This window comes from Variovorax sp. W1I1, assembly GCF_030815625.1.
Taxonomy (GTDB): domain Bacteria; phylum Pseudomonadota; class Gammaproteobacteria; order Burkholderiales; family Burkholderiaceae_C; genus Variovorax; species Variovorax paradoxus_C.
Map to the genome: position 1 here is coordinate 5,199,343 of NZ_JAUSWZ010000001.1, position 21,607 is coordinate 5,220,949.

The 21,607-nt window shown below is 67.4% G+C and carries 22 protein-coding genes; 11 read left to right on the top strand and 11 right to left on the bottom strand.

Going from position 1 to position 21,607, the window contains the following annotated elements:
• Positions 1-15: 15 nt before the first annotated feature.
• From QFZ83_RS24365 to QFZ83_RS24410, 10 genes are read right to left on the bottom strand one after another with little or no spacing between them, the layout of a single operon-like run.
• Complete coding sequence (locus QFZ83_RS24365; protein ID WP_307510752.1) at positions 16-726, bottom strand: ABC transporter ATP-binding protein; 711 nt, start codon at positions 724-726, stop codon at positions 16-18.
• Entirely contained in the window at positions 723-1,484 is a 762-nt protein-coding gene (locus tag QFZ83_RS24370; RefSeq protein ID WP_307510753.1) for an ABC transporter ATP-binding protein, read from the bottom strand. The genes QFZ83_RS24365 and QFZ83_RS24370 overlap by 4 nt, the downstream gene beginning before the upstream one ends.
• Positions 1,477-2,457: a branched-chain amino acid ABC transporter permease gene (locus QFZ83_RS24375; protein WP_307510755.1), complete on the bottom strand. Its 981-nt coding sequence runs from the start codon at positions 2,455-2,457 to the stop codon at positions 1,477-1,479. The genes QFZ83_RS24370 and QFZ83_RS24375 overlap by 8 nt, the downstream gene beginning before the upstream one ends.
• Positions 2,454-3,326, bottom strand: coding sequence for a branched-chain amino acid ABC transporter permease (locus QFZ83_RS24380; protein ID WP_206177136.1), 873 nt, complete (start codon positions 3,324-3,326; stop codon positions 2,454-2,456). The genes QFZ83_RS24375 and QFZ83_RS24380 overlap by 4 nt, the downstream gene beginning before the upstream one ends.
• A 13-nt stretch (positions 3,327-3,339) precedes the next feature.
• On the bottom strand, positions 3,340-4,545 hold the full coding sequence (locus QFZ83_RS24385; protein ID WP_307510758.1) for an ABC transporter substrate-binding protein: 1,206 nt from the start codon (positions 4,543-4,545) through the stop codon (positions 3,340-3,342).
• 21 nt (positions 4,546-4,566) lie between these two features.
• Positions 4,567-5,349 carry a GntR family transcriptional regulator gene (locus QFZ83_RS24390; RefSeq protein ID WP_307510759.1) on the bottom strand — a complete coding sequence of 261 codons (783 nt, stop codon included), beginning with the start codon at positions 5,347-5,349 and terminating at the stop codon, positions 4,567-4,569.
• A gap of 53 nt (positions 5,350-5,402) precedes the next feature.
• Entirely contained in the window at positions 5,403-6,236 is an 834-nt protein-coding gene (locus QFZ83_RS24395; protein WP_307510760.1) for an AraC family transcriptional regulator, read from the bottom strand.
• A gap of 20 nt (positions 6,237-6,256) precedes the next feature.
• A complete protein-coding gene (locus QFZ83_RS24400) occupies positions 6,257-7,105 on the bottom strand; it encodes a fumarylacetoacetate hydrolase family protein (RefSeq protein ID WP_013539276.1) in 849 nt (282 codons plus the stop codon).
• A 25-nt stretch (positions 7,106-7,130) separates the two neighbouring features.
• Positions 7,131-7,877 carry an SDR family NAD(P)-dependent oxidoreductase gene (locus tag QFZ83_RS24405; RefSeq protein ID WP_307510762.1) on the bottom strand — a complete coding sequence of 249 codons (747 nt, stop codon included), beginning with the start codon at positions 7,875-7,877 and terminating at the stop codon, positions 7,131-7,133.
• Entirely contained in the window at positions 7,874-8,608 is a 735-nt protein-coding gene (locus tag QFZ83_RS24410; protein WP_013539274.1) for an SDR family oxidoreductase, read from the bottom strand. The genes QFZ83_RS24405 and QFZ83_RS24410 overlap by 4 nt, the downstream gene beginning before the upstream one ends.
• Before the next feature lie 126 nt (positions 8,609-8,734).
• Here QFZ83_RS24410 and QFZ83_RS24415 point away from each other — a divergent pair, with 126 nt between their 5' ends.
• The 11 genes from QFZ83_RS24415 to QFZ83_RS24465 all read left to right on the top strand — a co-directional run bounded on the left by QFZ83_RS24415 (position 8,735) and on the right by QFZ83_RS24465 (position 20,701).
• On the top strand, positions 8,735-9,442 hold the full coding sequence (locus QFZ83_RS24415) for a FadR/GntR family transcriptional regulator (protein WP_013539273.1): 708 nt from the start codon (positions 8,735-8,737) through the stop codon (positions 9,440-9,442).
• A gap of 46 nt (positions 9,443-9,488) precedes the next feature.
• On the top strand, positions 9,489-10,499 hold the full coding sequence (locus QFZ83_RS24420; RefSeq protein WP_307510764.1) for a sialic acid TRAP transporter substrate-binding protein SiaP: 1,011 nt from the start codon (positions 9,489-9,491) through the stop codon (positions 10,497-10,499).
• A gap of 15 nt (positions 10,500-10,514) precedes the next feature.
• Positions 10,515-11,075, top strand: coding sequence for a TRAP transporter small permease (locus QFZ83_RS24425; protein ID WP_307510765.1), 561 nt, complete (start codon positions 10,515-10,517; stop codon positions 11,073-11,075).
• A 32-nt stretch (positions 11,076-11,107) separates the two neighbouring features.
• A complete protein-coding gene (locus QFZ83_RS24430) occupies positions 11,108-12,505 on the top strand; it encodes a TRAP transporter large permease (RefSeq protein WP_013539270.1) in 1,398 nt (465 codons plus the stop codon).
• Positions 12,506-12,507: 2 nt separating this feature from the next.
• On the top strand, positions 12,508-14,034 hold the full coding sequence (locus QFZ83_RS24435) for a UxaA family hydrolase (RefSeq protein ID WP_013539269.1): 1,527 nt from the start codon (positions 12,508-12,510) through the stop codon (positions 14,032-14,034).
• Positions 14,035-14,152: 118 nt separating this feature from the next.
• Entirely contained in the window at positions 14,153-15,181 is a 1,029-nt protein-coding gene (locus QFZ83_RS24440) for an ABC transporter substrate-binding protein (RefSeq protein ID WP_307510766.1), read from the top strand.
• 6 nt (positions 15,182-15,187) lie between these two features.
• Positions 15,188-16,699: a sugar ABC transporter ATP-binding protein gene (locus tag QFZ83_RS24445; protein WP_307510768.1), complete on the top strand. Its 1,512-nt coding sequence runs from the start codon at positions 15,188-15,190 to the stop codon at positions 16,697-16,699.
• On the top strand, positions 16,696-17,661 hold the full coding sequence (locus QFZ83_RS24450) for an ABC transporter permease (protein WP_307510769.1): 966 nt from the start codon (positions 16,696-16,698) through the stop codon (positions 17,659-17,661). The genes QFZ83_RS24445 and QFZ83_RS24450 overlap by 4 nt, the downstream gene beginning before the upstream one ends.
• 516 nt (positions 17,662-18,177) lie before the next feature.
• Positions 18,178-18,657: an ABC transporter permease gene (locus QFZ83_RS24455; RefSeq protein ID WP_307510770.1), complete on the top strand. Its 480-nt coding sequence runs from the start codon at positions 18,178-18,180 to the stop codon at positions 18,655-18,657.
• 40 nt (positions 18,658-18,697) lie between these two features.
• A complete protein-coding gene (locus tag QFZ83_RS24460; protein ID WP_307510771.1) occupies positions 18,698-19,639 on the top strand; it encodes an SMP-30/gluconolactonase/LRE family protein in 942 nt (313 codons plus the stop codon).
• Positions 19,640-19,642: 3 nt separating this feature from the next.
• Positions 19,643-20,701 carry a malate/lactate/ureidoglycolate dehydrogenase gene (locus QFZ83_RS24465; RefSeq protein WP_307510772.1) on the top strand — a complete coding sequence of 353 codons (1,059 nt, stop codon included), beginning with the start codon at positions 19,643-19,645 and terminating at the stop codon, positions 20,699-20,701.
• Between the two features lie 3 nt (positions 20,702-20,704).
• Here the strand turns inward: QFZ83_RS24465 and QFZ83_RS24470 are convergent, their stop codons facing one another.
• A complete protein-coding gene (locus QFZ83_RS24470) occupies positions 20,705-21,586 on the bottom strand; it encodes a DMT family transporter (protein ID WP_307510773.1) in 882 nt (293 codons plus the stop codon).
• Positions 21,587-21,607 lie beyond the last annotated feature (21 nt).

Here is a 21,607-nt window from a genome sequence, read left to right on the forward strand (position 1 = left end):
GGCGGTTCGCGGGGGTCAGAGCCCCAGGTAGGCGCGCCGCAGTTCGTCGCTGCCGAGCAGTTCGCCCGGCAGGCCCGAGAAGCGCACGCTGCCGTTCTCCAGCACGTACGCGCGGTCGGCAATCTCCAGCGACTGGCCCACGTTCTGCTCGACCAGCATCACGGCGAGGCCGCCGTCGCGCAAATTGCGGATCAGCGCGAACATCTCTTCGACCAGCAGCGGCGAAAGGCCGAGCGAGGGCTCGTCGAGGATCAGCAGCACCGGCTCGGCCATGAGGCCGCGCGCGATGGCCAGCATCTGCTGCTCGCCGCCGCTCATCGTGCCGGCGTGCTGCGCCATGCGCTCGCGCAGCCGCGGGAAGATGTGGAACATCTTCTCGACGTTGGCCGCGCGCCGTTCGCGGGCGCGGGTGAAGGAGCCGAGCTCCAGGTTCTCCAGCACGCTCAGGTTGGGAAACACCTTGCGGCCTTCGGGCACCTGGATGAGGCCGGCCTTCACCACGTCGCGGTAGTGCGCGCCGCTCAGGTCCTTGCCATCGAAGCGCACCGTGCCGCCCCAGGCGGGACAGAGGCCGCAGACCATCTTGTTGAGCGTGGACTTGCCCGCGCCGTTGCTGCCGAGCAGCGCGACCATCTCACCCGCGTTCACCTTGAGGTCGACGCCGCGCAGCACCTCGACGCGGCCGTAGCCGCCGCGCAGGCCTTGAATCTCCAGCAACGCGCTCATGCGGCAGCTCCCGACGCGGCCTTGCGCAACCGCGCCGCGGTGCCATGGCCCAAATAGGCTTCGACGACCTTGTCGTCGGACGTCACTTGCGCCGGGCTTCCTTCGGCGATCAGTTGGCCCTGCGCGAGCACCCACACATGCTCGGCGAGATGCATCACGGCCTGCATGACGTGTTCGATCATCAGCACGGTGACGCCGCTGTCGGCGATGCCGCGCACCACCGGCATCATCTCGGAGATCTCCTGCGGGTTGAGGCCGGCGAGCACCTCGTCGAGCAGCAACAGGCGCGGCCTGGTGGCGAGCGCGCGCGCCAGTTCGAGGCGCTTGCGGCCGGCCACGGTGAGGTCGGATGCGGGCTTGTCGAGCTGCGGCGCAAGGCCCACGCGCAGCGCGACGGCCTCGGCGTTTCGCAGCGCCTCGGCGCGGCCGCGCACATGCAGGTGCGCGCCGACCGCGATGTTCTCGCGCACCGTCTGCGCGGCGAAGGGCTTCACGATCTGGAAGGTGCGGGTCATGCCGAGCGCGGCATTGCGGTGCGGCTCGCGGCCGGTGATGTCCTCGCCCGCGAAGCGCACGGTGCCGGTGTCGGGCTTCAGGAAGCCCGACATCAGCGCGAACAGCGTGGTCTTGCCCGCGCCGTTGGGGCCGATCAGCGCGCTCAGGCTGCCCTCTCGCACCGAAAGGCTCACGTTCTGCACGGCCTTCAGGCCGCCGAAGGAGCGCGAGAGGCCGTCGATGGCCAGCAGGGCGTCAGTCATGGCGGCCTCCCTTCGACTTCCACAGCTGCCGCACCGACAGCCCGATGCCCGCGATGCCGCGCGGCACGAAGATGACGATGAGCACGAGCACCGTGCCGTAGATCACCATGTTGATACCCGGCAGTTCGCCAAAGAGATTGCGCGTGAGGTCCGACAGCACATGCAGCACGACCGCGCCGAGCACCGGGCCCCACATCGTTCCCATGCCGCCGACGATGGCCGCGACCAGCGCCTCGATCGACACGGCCGGACCGTAGGCGATGCCCGCGTCGATGTACTGGAACACCTGCACGTAAAACGCGCCCGCCGCTCCCATGAACGCAGCCGACAAGCCGATGGCGCCGAGCTTCACGCGGAACGGATTGACGCCGACGGCGCGCGCCGCATCTTCGTTGTCGCGCACTGCCTGCAGGTAGGCGCCGAAGCGGCCGTTGCGCAGCCACCAGGTGACCAGCAGCGCCGCGACGACCATCGCGAGCACCACCCACAAGTAACCGGCACGCGAAGAGAACTGCAGGTTGGCCACCGATTCGCGCAGCGGCACCATGAGCCCGACGCCGCCGCCCGTGAAATCGACCGACAGCGCGAGGATGCGGAACACCTCGGCGAAGGCCAGCGTGACCAGCGCGAAGTACGAGCCCTTGAGGCCGTAGCGGAAGGTGAGCGCCCCCATGAAGAGACCGACCACCGCCGCACCGACGGTGGCCAGCGGCAGCGCCACCCAGGCGTTGATGCCGCCCTGCAGTTGCGCGATCGCCTGGATGTACGCGCCGGTGCCGAAGAACAGCGCATGCCCGAACGAGAACTGACCGCCGAAGCCGCCCAGGATGTTCCAGGCCTGTGCGATGAGCGTGGCGTAGAGCGCCATCATCACGAAGTTGAGCGTGACGCCCGACTTGGTGACGAACGGCACGCACGCGACCAGCACCGCGAAGAGCGCGATGCCCGCGAGTTGTTTGGTGCTCCCCTTCATGCCTTGGCCCCGAACATGCCCTGCGGCCTGAAAAGCACGACACCGATGAAGATCGCGAAGATGCCGATCTGCCCAAGCGACTCACCGAGGTAGAGACCACCGAGCGATTCGACGATGCCGACGAGGAAGCCGCCGATCAGCGCGCCCACGAAGCTGCCCATGCCGCCGAGCACGACGATGGTGAAGGCCACCAGCACGAAACCGCCACCCACCTGCGGGTTGACGTAGTACGCCGGCAGCAGGAAGCACGCGGCAGCACCCAGGCATGCGAGGCCGATGCCGAAGCTCATCGCATAGACATGGTCCACGTCGATGCCCATGAGCTTGGCGCCCTCCTTCTCCTTGGCAACGGCGCGGATGGCACGGCCGAGGTCGGTGCGGCCCATGATCCAGAACAGGATGCCCGAGACCACGAGCGCACCTGCGAAGGCCACGAGCTTGGGCACCGCGATCATCGCGGGGCCGATGGCGACGGTGCTCAGCGAATAGGCGGTGTCGATGTTGCGCGTGTCGGACTTGAAGAACAGCAACGCAAGGTTCTCCATGACGATGGCGATGCCGAGCGTGGCGAGCAGGATGTTCTCGTCCTTGCCGTGGCCCGCGCGGTTGATGACCACGCGCTGCAGCGCATAGCCGAGCGCGAACATGCCGAGCACGACGATGGGGAGTGCGAGGTACGGGTCGATCCCCAGCTTCTCTTTCAGGAAGTACACCGCGTACAGCGCCAGCATCAGGCTCGCGCCATGTGCGAAGTTGATGATGTGCAGGACGCCGTAGATCAGCGTGAGCCCCAGCGCGATCAGTGCATACACCGCGCCCGTCGTCAGCCCGTTCAGGACCGACGGGAAAAGAATGCCGAAATCGAACATCCCGCCTTCCGCCTCAGGCCGCGCGCAGCGGGAACACCGGGTCCACTTCGCGGTAGTCGCGCGGGATGATGACCTTGATGTCGTTCTTCACCACCTGCGTCATGAGCGGCTGCGCGCCTTCGTTCTGGCCGTTGACGAACTTCGTCGGGCCGTAGGGCATGAAGTGGTTCGAGAAGCTGCTCTTCTCCAGCGCATCGATGATGGCCGCACGCTCGGTGGACTTGGCACGCTCCAGCGCATCGGCCAGGAGCCACATCGAGGCGTAGGTCATGAAGACCTCGTAGCTGAAGAACTGGCCCTTGGCCTCGACGCGCTTTCGCAGGTCCTGCGCGCGCTTGTCCTTGGGGTTGAACCAGTGGTTGCAGTCGATGATGCCGTTGGCCGCGTCCGGAAATTCCTTCACGAACTTGTAGCTCGATGCCGCGCCGCCCAGCACCGAGAAGATCGCCTTGGGCACCACCTTCTGCTGCTGCATGGTGCGCACCAGGAGCGCGTACTCGTTGTAGTAGTTTGCCGGGATCACGATGTCGGGGTTGATCGACTTCATGCGCAGCACGATGTTGTTGAAGTCGCGCGTGGGGTTGGCGTGCTTCACCACCTCCTTCACCTCGAAGCCGTAGCCCGGCAGTTCGCGCGAGAGCAGTTGCGCGGTGCCGGCGCCGAAGAGCGATTCCTCGTGAATGATCATCACGGTCTTGGCCGGGTTGCCCGCGGCCTTGTTCAGCACCAGCAGGTTGGCCATGGCCACCTCGGTCGACTTCTTGTAGCCGGGGCCGAAGCGGAAGGTGTTCTTCAGGCCGCGCTCCACGATCTGGTCGGCCACGCCCACGTCGACCACGTGCGGCAGGTTGTACTTGGCGGCCGCCTGCGTGGTCGCGAGGCAAATGGCCGACGCATACGCCCCCACGATGGCCGAGACGCCGGCCTCGTTCATCTTCTCGACCTCGGCAGCGCCGGCCTGCGGCTGCGACTGCGCATCGCCGAGCAAGGCTTCCAGCTTCGCGCCGCCGAGCGACTTGATGCCGCCCGCGGCGTTGATGTCCTCGATGGCCATCAGCGCACCGAGGCGGCACTGCTGCCCCGAGTAGGCGAGCGCACCGGTGACCGGATGCAGCACGCCGACCTTGACGGCTTTGGGCTGCGCGCCGGCCACGAGCGGGAAGGCAACGGCAGTCGCCAGGGCGGCGGACTGCGACACGAAACTGCGGCGGTTCTGCATGGTGGGCTTTCCTTTTTCTCTTCAGTTGAACTGGGCTGACACGTCTTTGCTGACCCACACCTTCGCGTCGATGCTGCCCACGCGGGAGAGCTGCATTTCGTAGGTGTAGCGGTCGGGTCGGTAGAAGCCGTGCAGCCACTGCACGGGCCGCTCGTCTTCGTCGTAGATGAGGCGTCGCACCGCGAGCAGGGCCGAGCCGACCGACACGTCGAGGTGCTGCGCAAGCACGTTGTCGGCCAGGCGCGCGGAGATCGTCTGGTGCGCGCGGCCCACCTTCACGCCCGACTCCTCCAGCAGCACGAGGATCGGCTTCTTGGAGAGCTCGCGGCGGCCGAAGCGGCGCGCGATGGTGTCGGGCACGTATGTGGTGATGTGCGAGAGCGGGCCTTCCTTGGTGGAGCGCACGCGCACCGCCTTCTGCACTGCATCGCCAAGCTGCAGTTGCAGCGCCTCGGCCACCTGCGTGGAAGCGGTGATGGTCGCGACCTCGATCACCTTCACCGAGGTGTGCAGGCCCATGGTGACGAGGTTCTCGAGCAGGCCGCGCAGGTTGGCTCGCTCCAGCTTCTTCGTGCCCGGCTGTTCGCCGGCGGCCGGCGGCTGCAGCGCGCGCGTGCGCCGGCCGGGGTTGCGTGCGATCAGCCCTTCGGACGAAAGCTGTTCGAGCGCGCGCCGCACCGTGACGCGCGCCACGCCGAACTGCGCCATGAGCGCGAGTTCGCCGGGCAGGCCTTCCGCAAAACGCCCCTCGTGCAGCTGCTCACGCAGGACCAGATAGATCTGGTGGTACTTCGGCAAAGGCATTTGCGACATGCCTTTGATGTTTTTGCAGTTTCAATGTTCTGTCAATGGGACATTTAAAACCGAAGTCCGCGCTGCCAGGCACCGGGCGTGAAGCCGAACTGGCGCGTGAAGATGCGCGTCATGTGGCTCTGGTCGGAGAAGCCGCTTGCCGCGGCGGCTTCTGCGAGATCGGTACCGTGGCGAATCAGGTGGCGCGCGCGTTCGGTGCGCTGCAGCACGAGCCATGCATGCGGCGGCACGCCATACGCCTTCTCGAAACGTCGCAGCACCTGGTAGGTGCTGAGGCCCGTCATCGCCGCGAGTTCGGCGAGCGTGGGCGGAGCGAGCAGTTCATCGGCGAGGCGGTCGCGCACCTGCTGCACGTCGATGGATGCTTCGCGCGAAGGTGCGGCGGTGGAGTGGCTGTCGCGCAGCAGGCCGCAGACTTCGGCCAGCGATTCTTCGCAAGCGAGTGATTCGGCGCGGCGTGCATCGGTTGCAGCAGAGCGCCAATCGTCGAGACGGATGAACAGGCGGCGCAGCGTGTCGCCGAGCCTTGCATCCTGAATGACGGGATGCGTCAACGCCACATCGCCAGCCATGTCGCCGTTCATGGCGGCCATCACGTCGACATCGAAATACACCATGCGCCAACGGCGCGACGGCCCGCCGAGCGGCTGGCCGTCATGCACTTCACCGGGGTTGGTGGCGATCAGGTCGCCGGCATACGCATCGACCTTGCCGCGGCCGCTGGCCGAGCGCTGCGCGCCGTGCTCCAGCAGGCCCAATCCGTAGGTGGAATGCCAGTGCCGGCCGTAGTGGCGGGCACTCTCGATCGAGGTGCCGTGCACGCCCTCCCAGGGCGTGCCGAACACCTGCGATCGATGATGGTCCGGCGGCGCTTTCATCCGCCGGATGATCGCAGGGATCAGAGCTTGAAGGGAATCACTTCCTGGCGTTGTTCGCCCAGGCCTTCGATGCCCAGCGTGATCACGTCGCCCTTCTTCAGGAACAGCGGCGGCTTCATGCCCATGCCGACGCCGGGCGGCGTGCCGGTGGTGATCACGTCGCCGGGCATCAGCGTCATGAACTGGCTCACGTAGCTCACGATCTTGGCGACCGTGAAGATCATGGTCTTGGTGCTGCCGTTCTGCACGCGCTTGCCGTTCAGGTCGAGCCACATCGAGAGCTTTTGCGGGTTCTCGATTTCGTCGCGCGTCACCAGCCACGGGCCGAGCGGGCCGAAGGTGTCGCAGCCCTTGCCCTTGTCCCATGTGCCGCCGCGCTCGATCTGGTATTCGCGTTCGCTCACGTCGTTGATGGTGCAGTAACCAGCCACGTAGTCGAGCGCGCTCTTCTGCGAGACATAACGCGCCTGCGTGCCGATGACCACGCCGAGTTCGACTTCCCAGTCGGTCTTGACCGAGCCCTTGGGCAGCATCACCGGATCGTTCGGACCCTGGATGCAGCTCGTGGCCTTCATGAAGACCACGGGCTCCTTGGGCACCGGCAGGCCCGATTCGGCCGCGTGGTCCGCGTAGTTCAGGCCGATGGCGATGAACTTGCCGACGTTGGCGACCGGGCTTCCGAAGCGCGGCTTTCCCTTGACCAGCGGCAGCTTGTCGAGCTTCACCTTGCGCAGCTTGGCGATGGCGGCATCGCCGAGCTGGTCGGGACCGATGTCCTTGACGACGGCGCTCAGGTCGCGCAGCTTGCCGTCGGCGTCGATGAGGCCGGGCTTCTCCTTGCCGGGGTTGCCATAGCGGACGAGTTTCATGCTTTCCTTTCAGTGCATTGAATGATCAATAAGTGGAGCGGCCACCGGAGAGGTCGAAGACCGCACCGGTGGAAAAAGAACAGTCTTCGGTGCAGAGCCAGCCGACCATCGCGGCCACCTCTTCCACCGTGCCGAATCGGCCCATGGGGATTTTCGACAGCATGAACGCGATGTGCTCGGGCGTCATCTGGTCGAAGATCGCCGTCTTCACCGCAGCCGGCGTCACGCAATTCACGCGGATGCCGGTGTCGGCCAGTTCCTTGCCGAGCGACTTGGTGATGCCGATGACGGCGGCCTTGCTCGCGCTGTAGGCGCTGGCGTTGGGGTTGCCCTCTTTGCCGGCGACCGAGGCGATGTTGACGATGCGCCCATAGCCCTGCTTGCGCATCTGCCCGACTACCTCGCGGCAGCACAGGAACACGCCGTTGATGTTGACCTCCATCACCTGGCGCCAGTCGTCCACCGGGTAGTCCCACAGCTTGACGTTGGGGCCGGTGATGCCGGCGCTGTTGACCAGCGCGTCGATGCGCCCCGCATGCGCGAGCGTCGCGGCCACGGCCTTGGCGACCGAAGGCTGCTGCGACACATCGACCTTCAGCGCGAAGGCCTTGTCGCCCAGCGCCTCGGCAGCCTGGTTCGCGGCCGCCTCATCGCGGTCCCACAGCGTGACGCTGCCGCCCGACGCCACCAGCCGCTGCGCGATGCCGAATCCCAGGCCCGTGGCGCCGCCGGTGACGACCGCGTGCCGGCCGGTGAAGTCGAGCTGATTCATATCGTGATGCCGCCGTCGACCGTGAAGAACTGGCCGGTGGCGAAGATCGATTCGTCGCTCGCGAGGAACACGACCACCGGCGCAATTTCTTCCGCCTGCGCGAGCCGGCCCATCGGCTGGCGCGCGATGAAGGCCTTGCGGGCTTCCTCGGGATCGGCGTTGGCGTTGATGCGGTCGCCGAGCGATGGCGTGTCGACCGTGCCCGGGCACACGGCGTTGCAGCGGATGCCCTTGGTCACGTAGTCGGCCGCCACGCTCTTGGTGAGGCCGAGCACCGCAGCCTTGGTGGTGCCGTAGACGAACCGGTTGGGCAGGCCCTTCATGCTGGAGCACACGCTCGCCATGTTGATGATGCTGCCGCGGCCGGCCTTCAGCATGCCGGGCAGCACGGCCTGGATGGTCCACATCTGCGCGCGCACGTTGAGCGAGAAGGCGAAGGCCAGGTCGTCGTCGCTCGCCTGCTCGATGGTGCCGTTGTGCACCACGCCCGCGCAGTTGAAGAGCACGTCGAGCGCGGGCAGCTTCGCGAACAGCGCGCCGATGGCGGCCTTGTCGAGCACGTCGAGCTTCACGGCCGTGACGTTCGCGACACCGGCATAGCGCTCCAGCAGCTTCTCGTTGACGTCGGTGGCCCAGACCTGGGCGCCCTCGGCGGCAAGCGCCATCACGCTGGCGTGGCCGATGCCCTGGCCGGCTGCCGTGACGAGCGCGGTCTTTCCCTTCAATCGCATGGTGTCTGTCTCCAATTCGGGTTTGGCCCGATGGGTGACACGGGCGACACATCGTATTCTGAATTGGCCTTACCACTTGTCCAATTCAGGACAACCCTTAAACCCCCGTTCGTTCATCCGCCCCTCGTGCCCCTTCAGACCGTCGAACCCCAGCGCCTCTATCGCCAGATCGCCGACCAGCTCCGCGCGCTGATCGCCAAGGGCGAGTTCGCCGTGGGCGCCCGTCTTTCCGCCGAACGCGACCTCGCCAAGCAGCTGGGCGTGAGCCGCCCCTCGGTGCGCGAGGCGCTGATCGCGCTCGAGGTCGAGGGCTGGGTCGAGGTGCGCACCGGCTCCGGCGTGTACGTGCTCGACCGCTCGCACCGGGCTCCGGCACCGGTCGCGCCCACCGAGTGGGGCCCGCTGGAACTGATCCGCGCGCGCCGCGTGATCGAGGGCGAAACGGCCGCCATCGCCGCCGCAGCGGGCAAGCGCAAGGACGTCGATGCGATGTCGCGTGCCATCGAGCTCATGCGCGAGATGGCCGACCGCAACGTGATGCCGCTGGAGGGCGACCGCGCCTTCCACCTGGCGATCGTCAATGCCAGTGGCAACACGGTGCTCGTGGAGACGGTGCAGAACTTCTGGGACTCGCGCAAGGGCCCTATCTTCACGCGGCTGGGCGGCTATTTCGAGAACGTGCCTTCCTGGCGCTCGGCCATCGTCGAGCACGAGGCCATCCGCGATGCGGTGGCCGCCCGCGACGCAGAGGGCGCGCGTGCTGCGATGCATGCGCACATGGACAAGTCGCACCAACGATTCAGCGCGAGCTGGCGACGCGCGAAGCCTTCCTGATTTCTCGCCAGCATTTCTGCCAACTACTACAACGGAGACAAGCCACATGATCAGAGACAGCAAGAACAGCAAACGCACCGCCCTCAAGGCGCTCGCCGCCTGCGCCCTCGCAGCCGGTGTGGTGGGAATTCCGGGCATCGCCTCAGCGCAGACCAAGCTCAAGTGGGCCCACGTCTACGAGACCTCGGAGCCCTTCCACAAGTACTCGGTGTGGGCCGCCGAGGAGATCAAGAAGCGCACCAACGGCAAGTACGACATCCAGGTGTTCCCGGCCTCCACGCTCGGCAAGGAAGCCGACATCAACCAGGGCCTGACGCTCGGCACGGTCGACATCATCCTGTCGGGCGCGAGCTTCGCGGGGCGCACCTACACGCCGCTGGCGATCTCGTACTTTCCGTTCATCTTCCGCGATGCCGAGCACCAGCTGAAGTACGCCAAGAGCGACGTGTTCAACGAGCTCGCCAAGGGCTACGACGACAAGAGCGGCAACCACATCACCGCGCTCAGCTACTACGGTGCGCGCCACGTGACATCGAGCGCCGCGCGCCCGGTGAGCAAGCCCGAGGACATGAAGGGCCTGAAGATCCGCGTGCCCGACGCGCCGGCCTACCTCGCCTTCCCGAAGGCGCTGGGCGCCAACCCGACGCCGATCGCCTTCGCCGAGGTGTACCTCGCGCTGCAGAACAACACGGTCGATGCGCAGGAGAACCCGCTGCCCACCATCGAGGCCAAGAAATTCTTCGAAGTGCAGAAGAACATTTCGCTGACCGGCCACATCGTCGATTCGCTGCTCACCATCTGCTCGGGGCAGTTGTGGGCCAAGCTCTCGGCGGACGAAAAGAAGATCTTCACCGACGTGATGCAGGAAGCCGCCGAGAAGACCGGCCGCGAAATCATCGCCTCCGAAGTGCGCTTGGTCGAGGAGTTCAAGAAGAAGGGCAACAACGTCATCACAGTCGACAAGAACGCGTTCCGCGAAGCGGTGCTGAAAGCCACCAAGCCGACGGACCAAGGCTACCGCCAGCAGGACTACGACCGCATCCTGGCGATCAAGTGAACGCGTGATCTAGCCATGAGCGAACCTCAGAAAATCATCGACGACGAAGGCCACTTCCACGCGGAAGACGAGGTGGTCGACCTGTCGGACACCATCGCCGAAGGCTGGATCTCGCTGGCCGTCTTCTGGGTGCTGGGCCTCACGGTCTTCTACCAGTTCGTCACGCGCTACGTGATGAACGACTCGGCCGCCTGGACGGAGGAAGTGGCGCGCTACCTGCTCGTCGGCGTCGTCTTCATCGGCGCGGCGGTGGGCGTGGCGAAGAACAACCAGATCCAGGTGGACTTCTTCTACCGCCACATGCCGCGCGCCATGGGCCGTGTGCTCTCGATGGTGGTGGACGTGCTGCGCACCGCCTTCTTCGTGGCGGCCGTGGTCATGACGGTGCAGATGATGATGAAGATCGGCAACCAGACGCGCATGACGCTCGTCGACCTGCCGATGAACTTCGTGTACGCACTGTGCGTGTTCGGCTTCGCCGCGATGGCGTGGCGCTCGCTGCAGGTGCTGCGCATCCACTGGAAGCGCGGCTACAGCGTGCTGGAGCAGCCGGAGTCGACGCTCTCCGACCGCTGACCCCGGCACCGCAACGACCCAGAAAAAGACCCATGCTGAAAATCATCTTCCTGTTCTTCATGGCCGGCGGCATTCCGGTGGCCATCGCCATGGCCGGCGCCTCGCTGGTCTACATCCTGGTGAGCGACAGCACGCTGCCGCCCTTCGTGGTGATCCACCGGATGGTGAGCGGCATCGACAGCTTTCCGCTGCTCGCAGTGCCCTTCTTCATCCTGGCCGGCAACCTGATGAACAACGCGGGCATCACCACCCGCATCTACAACTTCGCGCTCGCGCTGGTGGGCTGGCTCAAGGGCGGCCTCGGCCATGTGAACGTGCTGGGCTCGGTGATCTTCGCGGGCATGAGCGGCACCGCCATCGCCGATGCCGCGGGCCTTGGCACCATCGAGATCAAGGCGATGAAGGAGCACGGCTACTCGACCGAGTTCGCGGTGGGCGTGACGGCCGCGTCGGCGACGCTGGGGCCGATCATTCCGCCGAGCCTCCCCTTCGTGATCTACGGAATGATGGCCAACGTGTCGGTGGGCGCGCTGTTCCTGGCGGGCCTCCTGCCCGGCGCGCTGCTGGCCGTTTTGATGATGCTCACGGTGGCCTACTACGCGCACAAGAACAAGTGGGGCGCGGACGTCAAGTTCTCGCGCACCCGGCTCTTCAAGGCGTTGATGGAGCTGGCCGTGGTGATCGGCTGGCCGCTGCTGCTGTGGCTGCTGGTGGTCAAGCTGGGCACGCCGCCGCAGCTCACCGTGTTCGCAGGGCTGGCGTCGCTCTTCGTGCTCGACAAGATCTTCAGCTTCGAGGCGCTGCTGCCCATCATGACGCCGGTGCTGCTGATCGGCGGCATGACCACCGGCCTCTTCACGCCCACCGAAGGTGCCATCGCAGCCTGCGTGTGGGCCATGATCCTGGGCTTCGCGTGGTACCGCACGCTCTCGTGGAAGATGTTCGTCAAGGTGTGCCTGGACACCGTCGAGACCACGAGCACGGTGCTCTTCATCGTGGCGGCGGCATCGATCTTCGGCTGGATGCTGACGGCCACCGGCGTCACCACCGACATCGCCGCCTGGGTGCTGGGCTTCACCAAGGAGGCATGGGTCTTCCTGCTGCTGGCCAATCTGCTGATGCTCTTCGTCGGCTGCTTCCTGGAGCCGACCGCGGCCATCACCATCCTCGTGCCGATCCTGCTGCCCATTGCCACGCAGCTGGGCGTGGACCCGATCCACTTCGGCCTCGTGATGGTGCTCAACCTCATGATCGGCCTGTTGCACCCGCCCATGGGCATGGTGCTCTTCGTGCTGGCGCGCGTGGCGGGGCTGAGCTTCGAGCGCACGACGATGGCGATTCTTCCGTGGCTCGTGCCGCTCCTGCTGAGCCTGGGCCTCATCACCTACATGCCCAAGCTCGTGCTCTGGCTGCCCAAGATGTTCTTCTGACCATGACTCCCTACATCCGACTCCATCCCGCCGACGACGTCGTCATCGCGCGCTCGCAACTCCTGGGCGGCACGCTCGTCGAAAACGTGGCCGTGCGCGGCCTCATTCCACCGGGCCACAAGGTGGCGATGCGCGCCATCGCACAGGGCGAGCCCGTGCGGCGCTACAACCAGATCATCGGTTTCGCGAGCAAGGCCATCGCGCCCGGCGAGCACGTGCACACGCAAAACCTCGACATGGGCCCGGACAAGGGCGATTTCGAACGCGACTACGCCTTCGGTGCCGACGTGAAGCCCGCGCCCGCCAAGCGCGAGGCGACGTTCATGGGCATCAAGCGCGCCGACGGCCGCGTGGCCACGCGCAACTACATCGGCGTGCTCACCAGCGTGAACTGCTCGGCCACGGCCGCTCGCGCCATTGCCGATCATTTCTCGCGCCGGACCAACCCTTCGGCGCTCGCAGCATTCCCCAACGTGGACGGCATCGTCGCGCTGACGCATGGCACCGGCTGCGGCATGGACACCGAGGGCATGGGCATGCAAGTGCTGTCGCGCACGCTCACGGGCTACGCCACGCACCCGAACTTCGCGGGCGTGCTGGTGGTCGGGCTGGGCTGCGAGGCCAACCAGATCAACGCCTGGCTCGCGACCGGCCACCTGGCCGAGGGCGAGAACTTCCGCACCTTCAACATCCAGGACACCGGCGGCACGCGCAAGACGGTCGAGAAAGGCGTGGCGCTCATCAACGAAATGCTGCCGCGCGCCAATGCGATCAAACGCGAACCGTGCAGCGCGGCGCACATCACCATCGGGCTGCAGTGCGGCGGCTCGGACGGGTACTCGGGCATCAGCGCGAACCCGGCGCTCGGCGCCGCGGTCGACCTGCTGGTGGCGCACGGCGGCACGGCCATCCTGAGCGAAACGCCCGAGGTCTACGGCGCCGAGCACCTGCTGACGCGCCGCGCGGTGAGACGCGAGGTGGGACAGAAACTGGTCGACCGCATCAAGTGGTGGGAGCACTACACCGAGATCAACGAAGGCGAGATGAACAACAACCCCTCGCCCGGCAACAAGGCGGGCGGGCTCACCACCATCCTGGAGAAGTCGCTGGGTGCGGTCGCCAAGGGCGGCACCAGCAATCTCGAAGCGGTGTACGAATACGCCGAGCCCGTCTCAGCGCACGGCTTCGTCTACATGGACACACCGGGCTACGACCCGGTGAGCGCAACGGGCCAGGTGGCCGGCGGCGCGAATCTCATCTGCTTCACGACCGGCCGCGGCTCGGCCTACGGCTGCGCGCCCTCGCCCTCGCTCAAGCTCGCGACCAACTCGGCGCTGTGGCAGCGGCAGGAAGAGGACATGGACATCAACTGCGGCGAGATCGTCGACGGCACGGCCTCGATCCAGGAGATGGGGCAGCGCATCTTCGAACTGGTGCTGGCCACCGCGTCGGGCGCGCAGTCCAAGAGCGAGCAGCACGGCTACGGGCAGAACGAGTTCGTGCCCTGGCAGGTCGGCGCCGTCATGTAACCCGACACCCACACCGCCTGGGTGCCGCGCTCTGGCCAGCGCGGCATCGCACCACGGGCATCCGCAGGAGACAAGCTGGAACCGGGACAGCGGCTTCAGTCATCAAAGGACAACACACATGAAGAAGATCCGACTCTCATCCACCGCACTGGCCGCCGCGCTCGTGCTGGGCGCCGCCGCATTGCACCTTCCGGCCCATGCGGCCGACACCAAGGCCAAGAAGATCGCGCTGTCGAACAACTTCGCGGGTAATTCGTGGCGCCAGGCCATGCTCAAGAGCTGGGACAAGGTGACCAAGGATGCGGTCGCCAAGGGCGTGGTGGCGCAGGCGCCGAGCTTCACGACATCGGAGAACCAGGCCACCGAACAGGCCGCGCAGATCCAGAACATGATCCTGCAGGGCTTCGATGCCATCGTGATCAATTCGGCCTCGCCCACGGCGCTCAACGGCGCGGTCAAGCAGGCCTGCGACGCGGGCATCGTGGTGGTGTCGTTCGACGGCATCGTGACCGAGCCCTGCGCCTATCGCATCGCCGTGGACTTCAAGCAGCTCGGCGCGATGCAGATCGACTACTTCGCGAGCCGCGGACTCAAGGGCAACCTGCTCGAAGTGCGCGGCCTGGCCGGCGTGTTCGTCGACGACGAGATCCACCAGGGCATCACCGCGGCCGTGGCCAAGCGGCCCGAGTACAAGATCGTTGGCTCGGTGCACGGCAACTGGACGCAGACCGTGGCGCAGAAGGAGGTGTCGGCCATCCTCTCGACGCTGCCGCAGGTGGCGGCGGTCGCTACGCAAGGCGGCGACGGCTACGGCGTGGCGCAGGCCTTCAAGGCCGCGGGCCGCCCGACGCCGGTGATCTTCATGGGCAACCGGCAGGACGAGCTCGCGTGGTGGAAGGAACAGCGTGACGCCAACAAGTACCAGACCATGTCGGCCAGCATCGCACCGGGCGCCTCGACATTCGCGTTCTGGGTGGCGCAGCAGATCCTTTCGGGCGCCAAGGTGCCCAAGGAGATGAAGCTGCCGATCAGCGTGGTGACGCAGGAGACGCTGGACGATGCGGTGAAGAAGACCGAGGTCGGCAGCGTGGTGAACGTCGAGTACTCGCAGAAGGAAGTGATCGACTTCATCGCCAAAGCCAAGTAAGCGGCGATGCAAGTCTCATCGCAAGCTCTCGCCGGCGAGGTGCTGGTCGAGGCGCGCGGCGCAGCAAGGTCCTTCGGGGCCGTCCAGGCGCTGCGCGGCGTCGACCTGCAACTGCGGCGCGGCGAATGCGTGGGCCTGGTCGGGCACAACGGCGCGGGCAAGTCCACGCTGGTCAACATCCTGTGCGGCGCGCTGGCACCCGACCATGGCGAGCTGCACTTTGCCGGCAAGCCGGCGGACGGCGCCGCGTGGAGCCTGCGCGAGGCGCGGCGCTGGGGCCTGCGCTGCGTGTTCCAGGAGCTGTCGCTGTGCGACAACCTCACGCTCGCGGAGAACATGCGCATCGCGCAGCCGCAGTCGGCCGAATGGGCCTGGCGCAAGCGCGCGGGCGCGCAGTTGATGGCCACGCTGGATCGCATCTTTCCGGGCCACGGCCTGCGCCCCGACGACGTGGTGGGCGAGCTGCCGATCGGCAAGCGCCAGATCGTCGAAGTGGCGCGCGCATTCACGCCGGGCGCGCAGCCGCTCGAACTGATGATCCTGGACGAGCCGACCTCCTCGCTCGACGGGCAGGCGGCCGCGCAGCTGCTGGCCTACATCCGCAGCTTTGTGGCCGAGGGCAAGACCTGCGTGCTGATCACGCACAAGCTGCGCGAGATCTTCGCGGTGACCGACCGGCTGGTCGTGATGCGCGACGGGCAGGTGGTGCAGGCCACGCCGACCGCCGAGACCGACCGTGAGCGGCTGGTCTCCGCGATGGGGCAAGCGGTTGTCAACGACGCGCCGCAGGCCGCAGCGGCTCGCACGCGCACGGCCGGAGGGCACACGCAGACCGTGCAGGACGTGGTGCAGGTGCAGGCCTCCACGCAGCGCGGCATCGCTTTGCGCGCAGCGCGCGGCGAGGTGATCGGCCTCGCAGGGCTGGCCGGGCACGGGCAGACCGCGATGCTGCTCGCGCTGCAGGAAGCCTCGCAGCACAACGGCAAGGACGCGATGCGCGTCGAGGGCGGCACCGCCTTCGTGGCCGGCGACCGGCAGACCGACGGCGTGTTCGCGCTCTGGTCCATCGCGCGCAACATGACGGTGGGCTGGCTCGCGCAGTTGCGCGCCCGCAGCCCGCTGATCGACCTGAAGCAGGAACAGCAGCAGGCGCAGCAATGGCGCCAGCGCCTGGGCCTGGTCACGCCCGACATGGACCTGCCCATCGGCTCGCTCTCGGGCGGCAACCAGCAGAAGGTGCTGTTCGCGCGGGCGCTTGGCTCGACGGCGCCGGTGATCCTGATGGACGACCCGATGCGCGGCGTCGATGTCGGCACCAAGCGCGACGTGTACGCGCTCATCCGCGAAGAGGCCCGCGGCGGCCGCACCTTCGTCTGGTACACGACCGAGTTCGACGAGTTGCATCACTGCGACCGCGTCTATGTTTTCAGCAACGGGCGCGTGGTCGGCGAACTGGCCGGCGACGACATCAGCGAGGAGCGCGTGGTGGCACTTTCATTCGAGGAGGCGGCGGCATGACGGGTATTGCCCTGACGAACCACCGCGGCCCCGCGCGCCGCGTGGCGATGCTGCATGCGCTGCTGCCGGCCGTGGCGCTGGCGCTGCTGCTCGCGGCGGTGTTCCTGAAGCAGCCGCGGGCGATGTCCTACTTCGGCATCAACCTGCTGCTGAACCTCGCGATCCCGGTGATGTTCGCGACGCTCGCGCAGATGATGATCCTCGCGGTGAGCGACCTGGACCTGTCCATCGGCCCCTTCGTGTCGCTGGTGGCCTGCATCGGCGCCACGCTGATGCCGGAGCAGCCTGTGCTGGCTGTGCTGGCGCTGGTCGCGGCCGTGGGCGTGTATGCGCTCGCGGGCGCGGTGATCCAGGCGCGGCAGTTGCCCTCCATCGTCGTGACGCTCGGGCTTTCGTTCGTGTGGCTGGGCTGCGCGGTGTTGCTGCTGCCCACGCCGGGCGGCACCGCGCCCGAGTGGCTGCGCGCCGCGATGAGCTGGCGCACGCCGCTCCTGCCGATGCCGATCTGGATGGCGATCGCCACGGCCATCGTGGGCCACCTGCTGATCACGCGAAGCGCCTTCGGCACGCTGGTGCGCGGCCTCGGCGGCAACCCCGGCGCCATCGCACGCGCGGGCTGGAACATGGTGCGCGTGCGCGCCGGCGTGTATGCGATTGCCGGCGTGTTCGGCGTCTGCTCGGGGCTGATGCTGGTGGGCCAGGCCACCTCGGCCGATGCCAACATCGCCTCGCGCTACACACTGGTGGCGATTGCGGCGGCGATCCTCGGCGGCGCGGAGTTCGCGGGCGGCAAGGTGGCGCCGGTGGGCGCGGTCATCGGTGCGCTCACGGTGACGCTTGCGGCCTCGTTCCTGACCTTCCTGAACATCGCGCCCGACTGGCAGGTGGGCATGCAGGGGTTGATCCTCGTGGCCGTGCTCGCACTGCGTGCCGCCATCGACCTGTTCGGAGGCAAGCGATGAGCGCGGCGGACGAACGCATCACAGCACCGGCGACCACGGCGGCGGCGGCGCCGCGATGGAAGCGCCTGGCCGGCAACCGCCCATGGCTGGGTTCGTGCGTGGCCGCGGTGCTCGCCTGGGCCGCCACGGTGTGGAGCGGCCACGGCCAAGGATCGGGCGACCTGCTGACCGCGGCACTCGCGTTCTCGGCGTTCACAGTGCTGGTGTCTCTCGGGCAGATGCTGGTGATCAGCGTCGGGCCGGGCAATGCGGACCTCTCGATTCCATCGACCATCGCGCTCTCGGGCGCGGCCGCGATGATCGTGATGGACGGCAGCAACGCGATGCTGGTGCCGGGCCTGCTGGCAGCGACCGCGGTGGGCGTCGGCGTGGGCCTCTTCAACTTCGGGCTGATCCGGCTGCTACGCATTCCGCCGATCATCGCCACGCTCGCAGCCTCGCTGATCGTGATGTCGGTGGCCATCAACGTGGGGCGCGGCCTCAAGGTGAAGCCGCCCGGCGCTGTTCTCGGACCTGATGGCGCAGCGCGTGCTGGGCATTCCGCTGGTGGCCGTCGGGGCACTGGTCGTCACGGTGCTCGTGGCCCTGATGCTGGAGCGCACGGTGCTCGGCCGCTCGATCGCGGCGGTGGGGCAGAACCGCCGGGCCGCGCAACTCGCGGGCCTCAAGGTGGAGCGCACGCGGCTCATGGCCTACGTGATCTGCGCCGGCCTCGCGGGCCTGACGGGCGCGCTGATCGCAGGTTTCTCGGGCGGCAACTCGCTGGACCAGGGCCAGGAGTACCTGCTCATGACCATCGCCGTCGTCGTCATCGGCGGCACGGCCGTGGCGGGCGGACGGCCCAGCGTGCCGGGCATCTGGGGCGCGGCCATGTTCATGTTCCTGCTGGTGGCGCTGCTCAACGCCGTCGGCGCCGGGCCGGGGCTGCGCATGCTGCTGACCGGCGTCATCATCATCGCGGTCATCGTCGTGGCGAGCGCTCGCCCCGCGCGCTGAAGCCGCCGTCGATCTCTCACGCAAGGAAAAACACGTACCCATGGCTCAACCCCAAGACCTCTCCTTCGGCTTCCTGGAAGGCACCGGCTTCGAACGGCTGGACGCGCGATTCAACACCTGCATCCCCGGCCCCGAACGCGTCGAGCGCCTCTGGACCGGCGCGCGCTGGTGCGAGGGTCCGGTGTGGTTCGGCGCGCACCGCACGCTCCTGTGGTCGGACATTCCGAACAACCGCATGCTGCGCTACGACGAGGTGACCGGCACGGTCGGCATCTTCCGCGAGCCGTCGAACAACACGAACGGCCACACGGTCGACCGCGAAGGCCGGCTCGTGAGCTGCGAGCACCTCACGCGTCGCGTGACGCGCACCGAACACGACGGATCGATCACCGTGCTGGCCTCGCACTGGCAGGGCAAGCGCCTGAACTCGCCCAACGACGTGGTGGTGCATTCGGACGGCGGCGTGTGGTTCACCGACCCGAGCTACGGCATCCTCTCGGACTACGAAGGCCTGCGCGCCGAGAGCGAAATCGGCGCGTGCTACGTCTACCGCATCGACCCCGCGAGCGGCGAGGTCGAGCGCATGGCCGACGACTTCGTGAAGCCCAACGGGCTCGCCTTCTCGCCCGACGAATCGCTGCTCTACATCGCCGACACCGGCGCGAGCCACCTGAAGGACGGGCCGCGCCACATGCGCCGCTTCAAGGTGGGCGCCGATGGCCGCAGTCTGAGCGGCGGTGAGGTGTTCGCTGAATGCACGAGCGGCATGTTCGACGGCTTTCGCCTCGACACCGAAGGCCGCATCTGGACCAGCGCGCTCGACGGCGTGCATGCCTATGACCCCGACGGCACGCTGCTCGGCAAGATCCTCCTGCCCGAGCGCGTGGCGAATGTCTGCTTCGGCGGACCCAAGCGCAACCGGCTTTTCATCTGCGCGACGACGTCGCTCTACGCCATCACATTGAACGCGAAGGGAATCTGATCCATGTCCAGAACACTGCCGGCCGACGGCCTGCAAACCACCGTCGCCCGCATCCTCGAAGCCGCGGGCAGCAGCACTGTTGAAGCGCAGCAGGTGGCCGCCAACCTCGTGCTGGCCAACCTGAGCGGGCACGACTCGCATGGCGTGGGCATGCTGCCGCGCTACATCGATGCGGTGGCCGAGGGCGGGCTGAAGCCCAATGCCTCGCTCAAGGTCAATCTCGACATCGGCACGCTGATGGGCCTGGACGGCCAGCGCGGCTACGGCCAGATCGTCGGCGTGCAGGCGATGGAACTGGGCATCGCGCGGGCGAAGCAGCACGGCAGCTGCATCTTCACGCTCGCGCATGCGCACCACCTGGGCCGCATCGGGCACTTCGCGGAGATGGCGACGGCCCAGGGGCTGGTGGCGATGCATTTCGTGAACGTGCTCTCGCGGCCGGTGGTCGCGCCGTGGGGTGGCGGTGACGGTCGCTTCGGCACCAACCCGTGCTGCATCGGCGTACCGCTCGCGGGCGCAGAGCCCTTCGTGCTCGACTACGCGACCAGCCGCGTGGCGCAGGGAAAGATGCGCGTGGCGCACAACAAGGGCGAGCAGGTGCCCGACGGCTACCTGATCGACGAGACCGGCGCGCCGACCAACGACCCGGGCGTGGTGGTCGTGCCGCAAGGCAACGGACTCTTCGGCGCGCTCATGACCTTCGGCGAGCACAAGGGCTACGGCATGGCGGTGGCCTGCGAGCTGCTGGGCGGCGCGCTCACCGGCGGCGGCACCTGGCACCGGCCGGCGGACACGGCGCGCTCGGTGCTCAACGGCATGCTGACGGTGCTGATCGATCCGGCGAAGCTCGGGACACAGAAGGCCTTCGACGACGAGGCGCGCGAGTTCATCGACTGGCTGCGGCAAAGCCCGCCGGGGCAAGGCTTCGACGAAGTGCAGATCGCCGGCGAGCCGGAGCGCAAGGCGCGTGCGGCGCGGCGGCAGGACGGCATCTGGGTGGACGATGCGACGTGGGGAGAGATCGTCACGGCGGGCGCCAAGGTGGGCGTGGCCGTCGCCTAGGGTTCACCGGCGCGCGGTGCGCGACTTCTGCGCCAGCACGAGCGCGATGCCGCCCAGGATCGCCACCGAGGCGGCCGCAAGCCGGGGCGTGATCGCTTCCGACAGAAACAGCACGCCGCCGAATGCAGCAAGGAGCGGCACGGACAGCTGCACGGTGGCGGCCCGCATCGCCGACAGTCGGCCCAGCGACGCATACCAGACGACGTAGCCGAGCCCCGACGTCAACGCGCCGGAGACCACGGCCAGCGCGATGCCGCGCGCATCGGCGTGCGCGTCTCTGACGAACACCAGGCTCAAAGCAAAAGCCATCGGCACCGCACAGAGGAAGTTGCGCGCGGTCGCGCCCAGCGGGTCGGGCACGCCACGGCCGCGCAGCGAATACACGCCCCACGCCACGCCCGCCACCGCCATCAGCACGGCGCCAAGCGGCGGCGGCGATGCAACGCCCGGCGACACCAGGTAGACAAGTCCGGCTGCCGCGAGGACAAAGCCGAACCACGCGAGCGCACCAAAGCGCTCGCCGCCGCCCAGGCCCGCAGCCAGCATCGTGAGCTGCACCGCGCCGAAGAGAATCAGCGCGCCCGTGCCCGCGGACAGGCTCAGGTAGGCGAAGGAAAAGAACGCGACGTATGCGAACAGCATGACGGCGGAGAGCCAGTCTGTGCGCCTGGGGGCGGACGGTTGCGTCCGGAACCGCACGACGAGCGCCAACGTGATCGCCCCGGACGCGAGCCGAATGCTGCCGAAGCTGGCGGGGTCGATGCCGCCGTGTTGCAGCGCGAGCCGGCACAACAGCGAGTTGGCCGCGAACGCGACCATGGCGACCGCGGTGAGCGCGATCGTGTGCAGAAGAAGGGCCGGGCGGGTGGCGGCACCGTCAGGCATGGCGCGCCCCAGGCAGTCGAT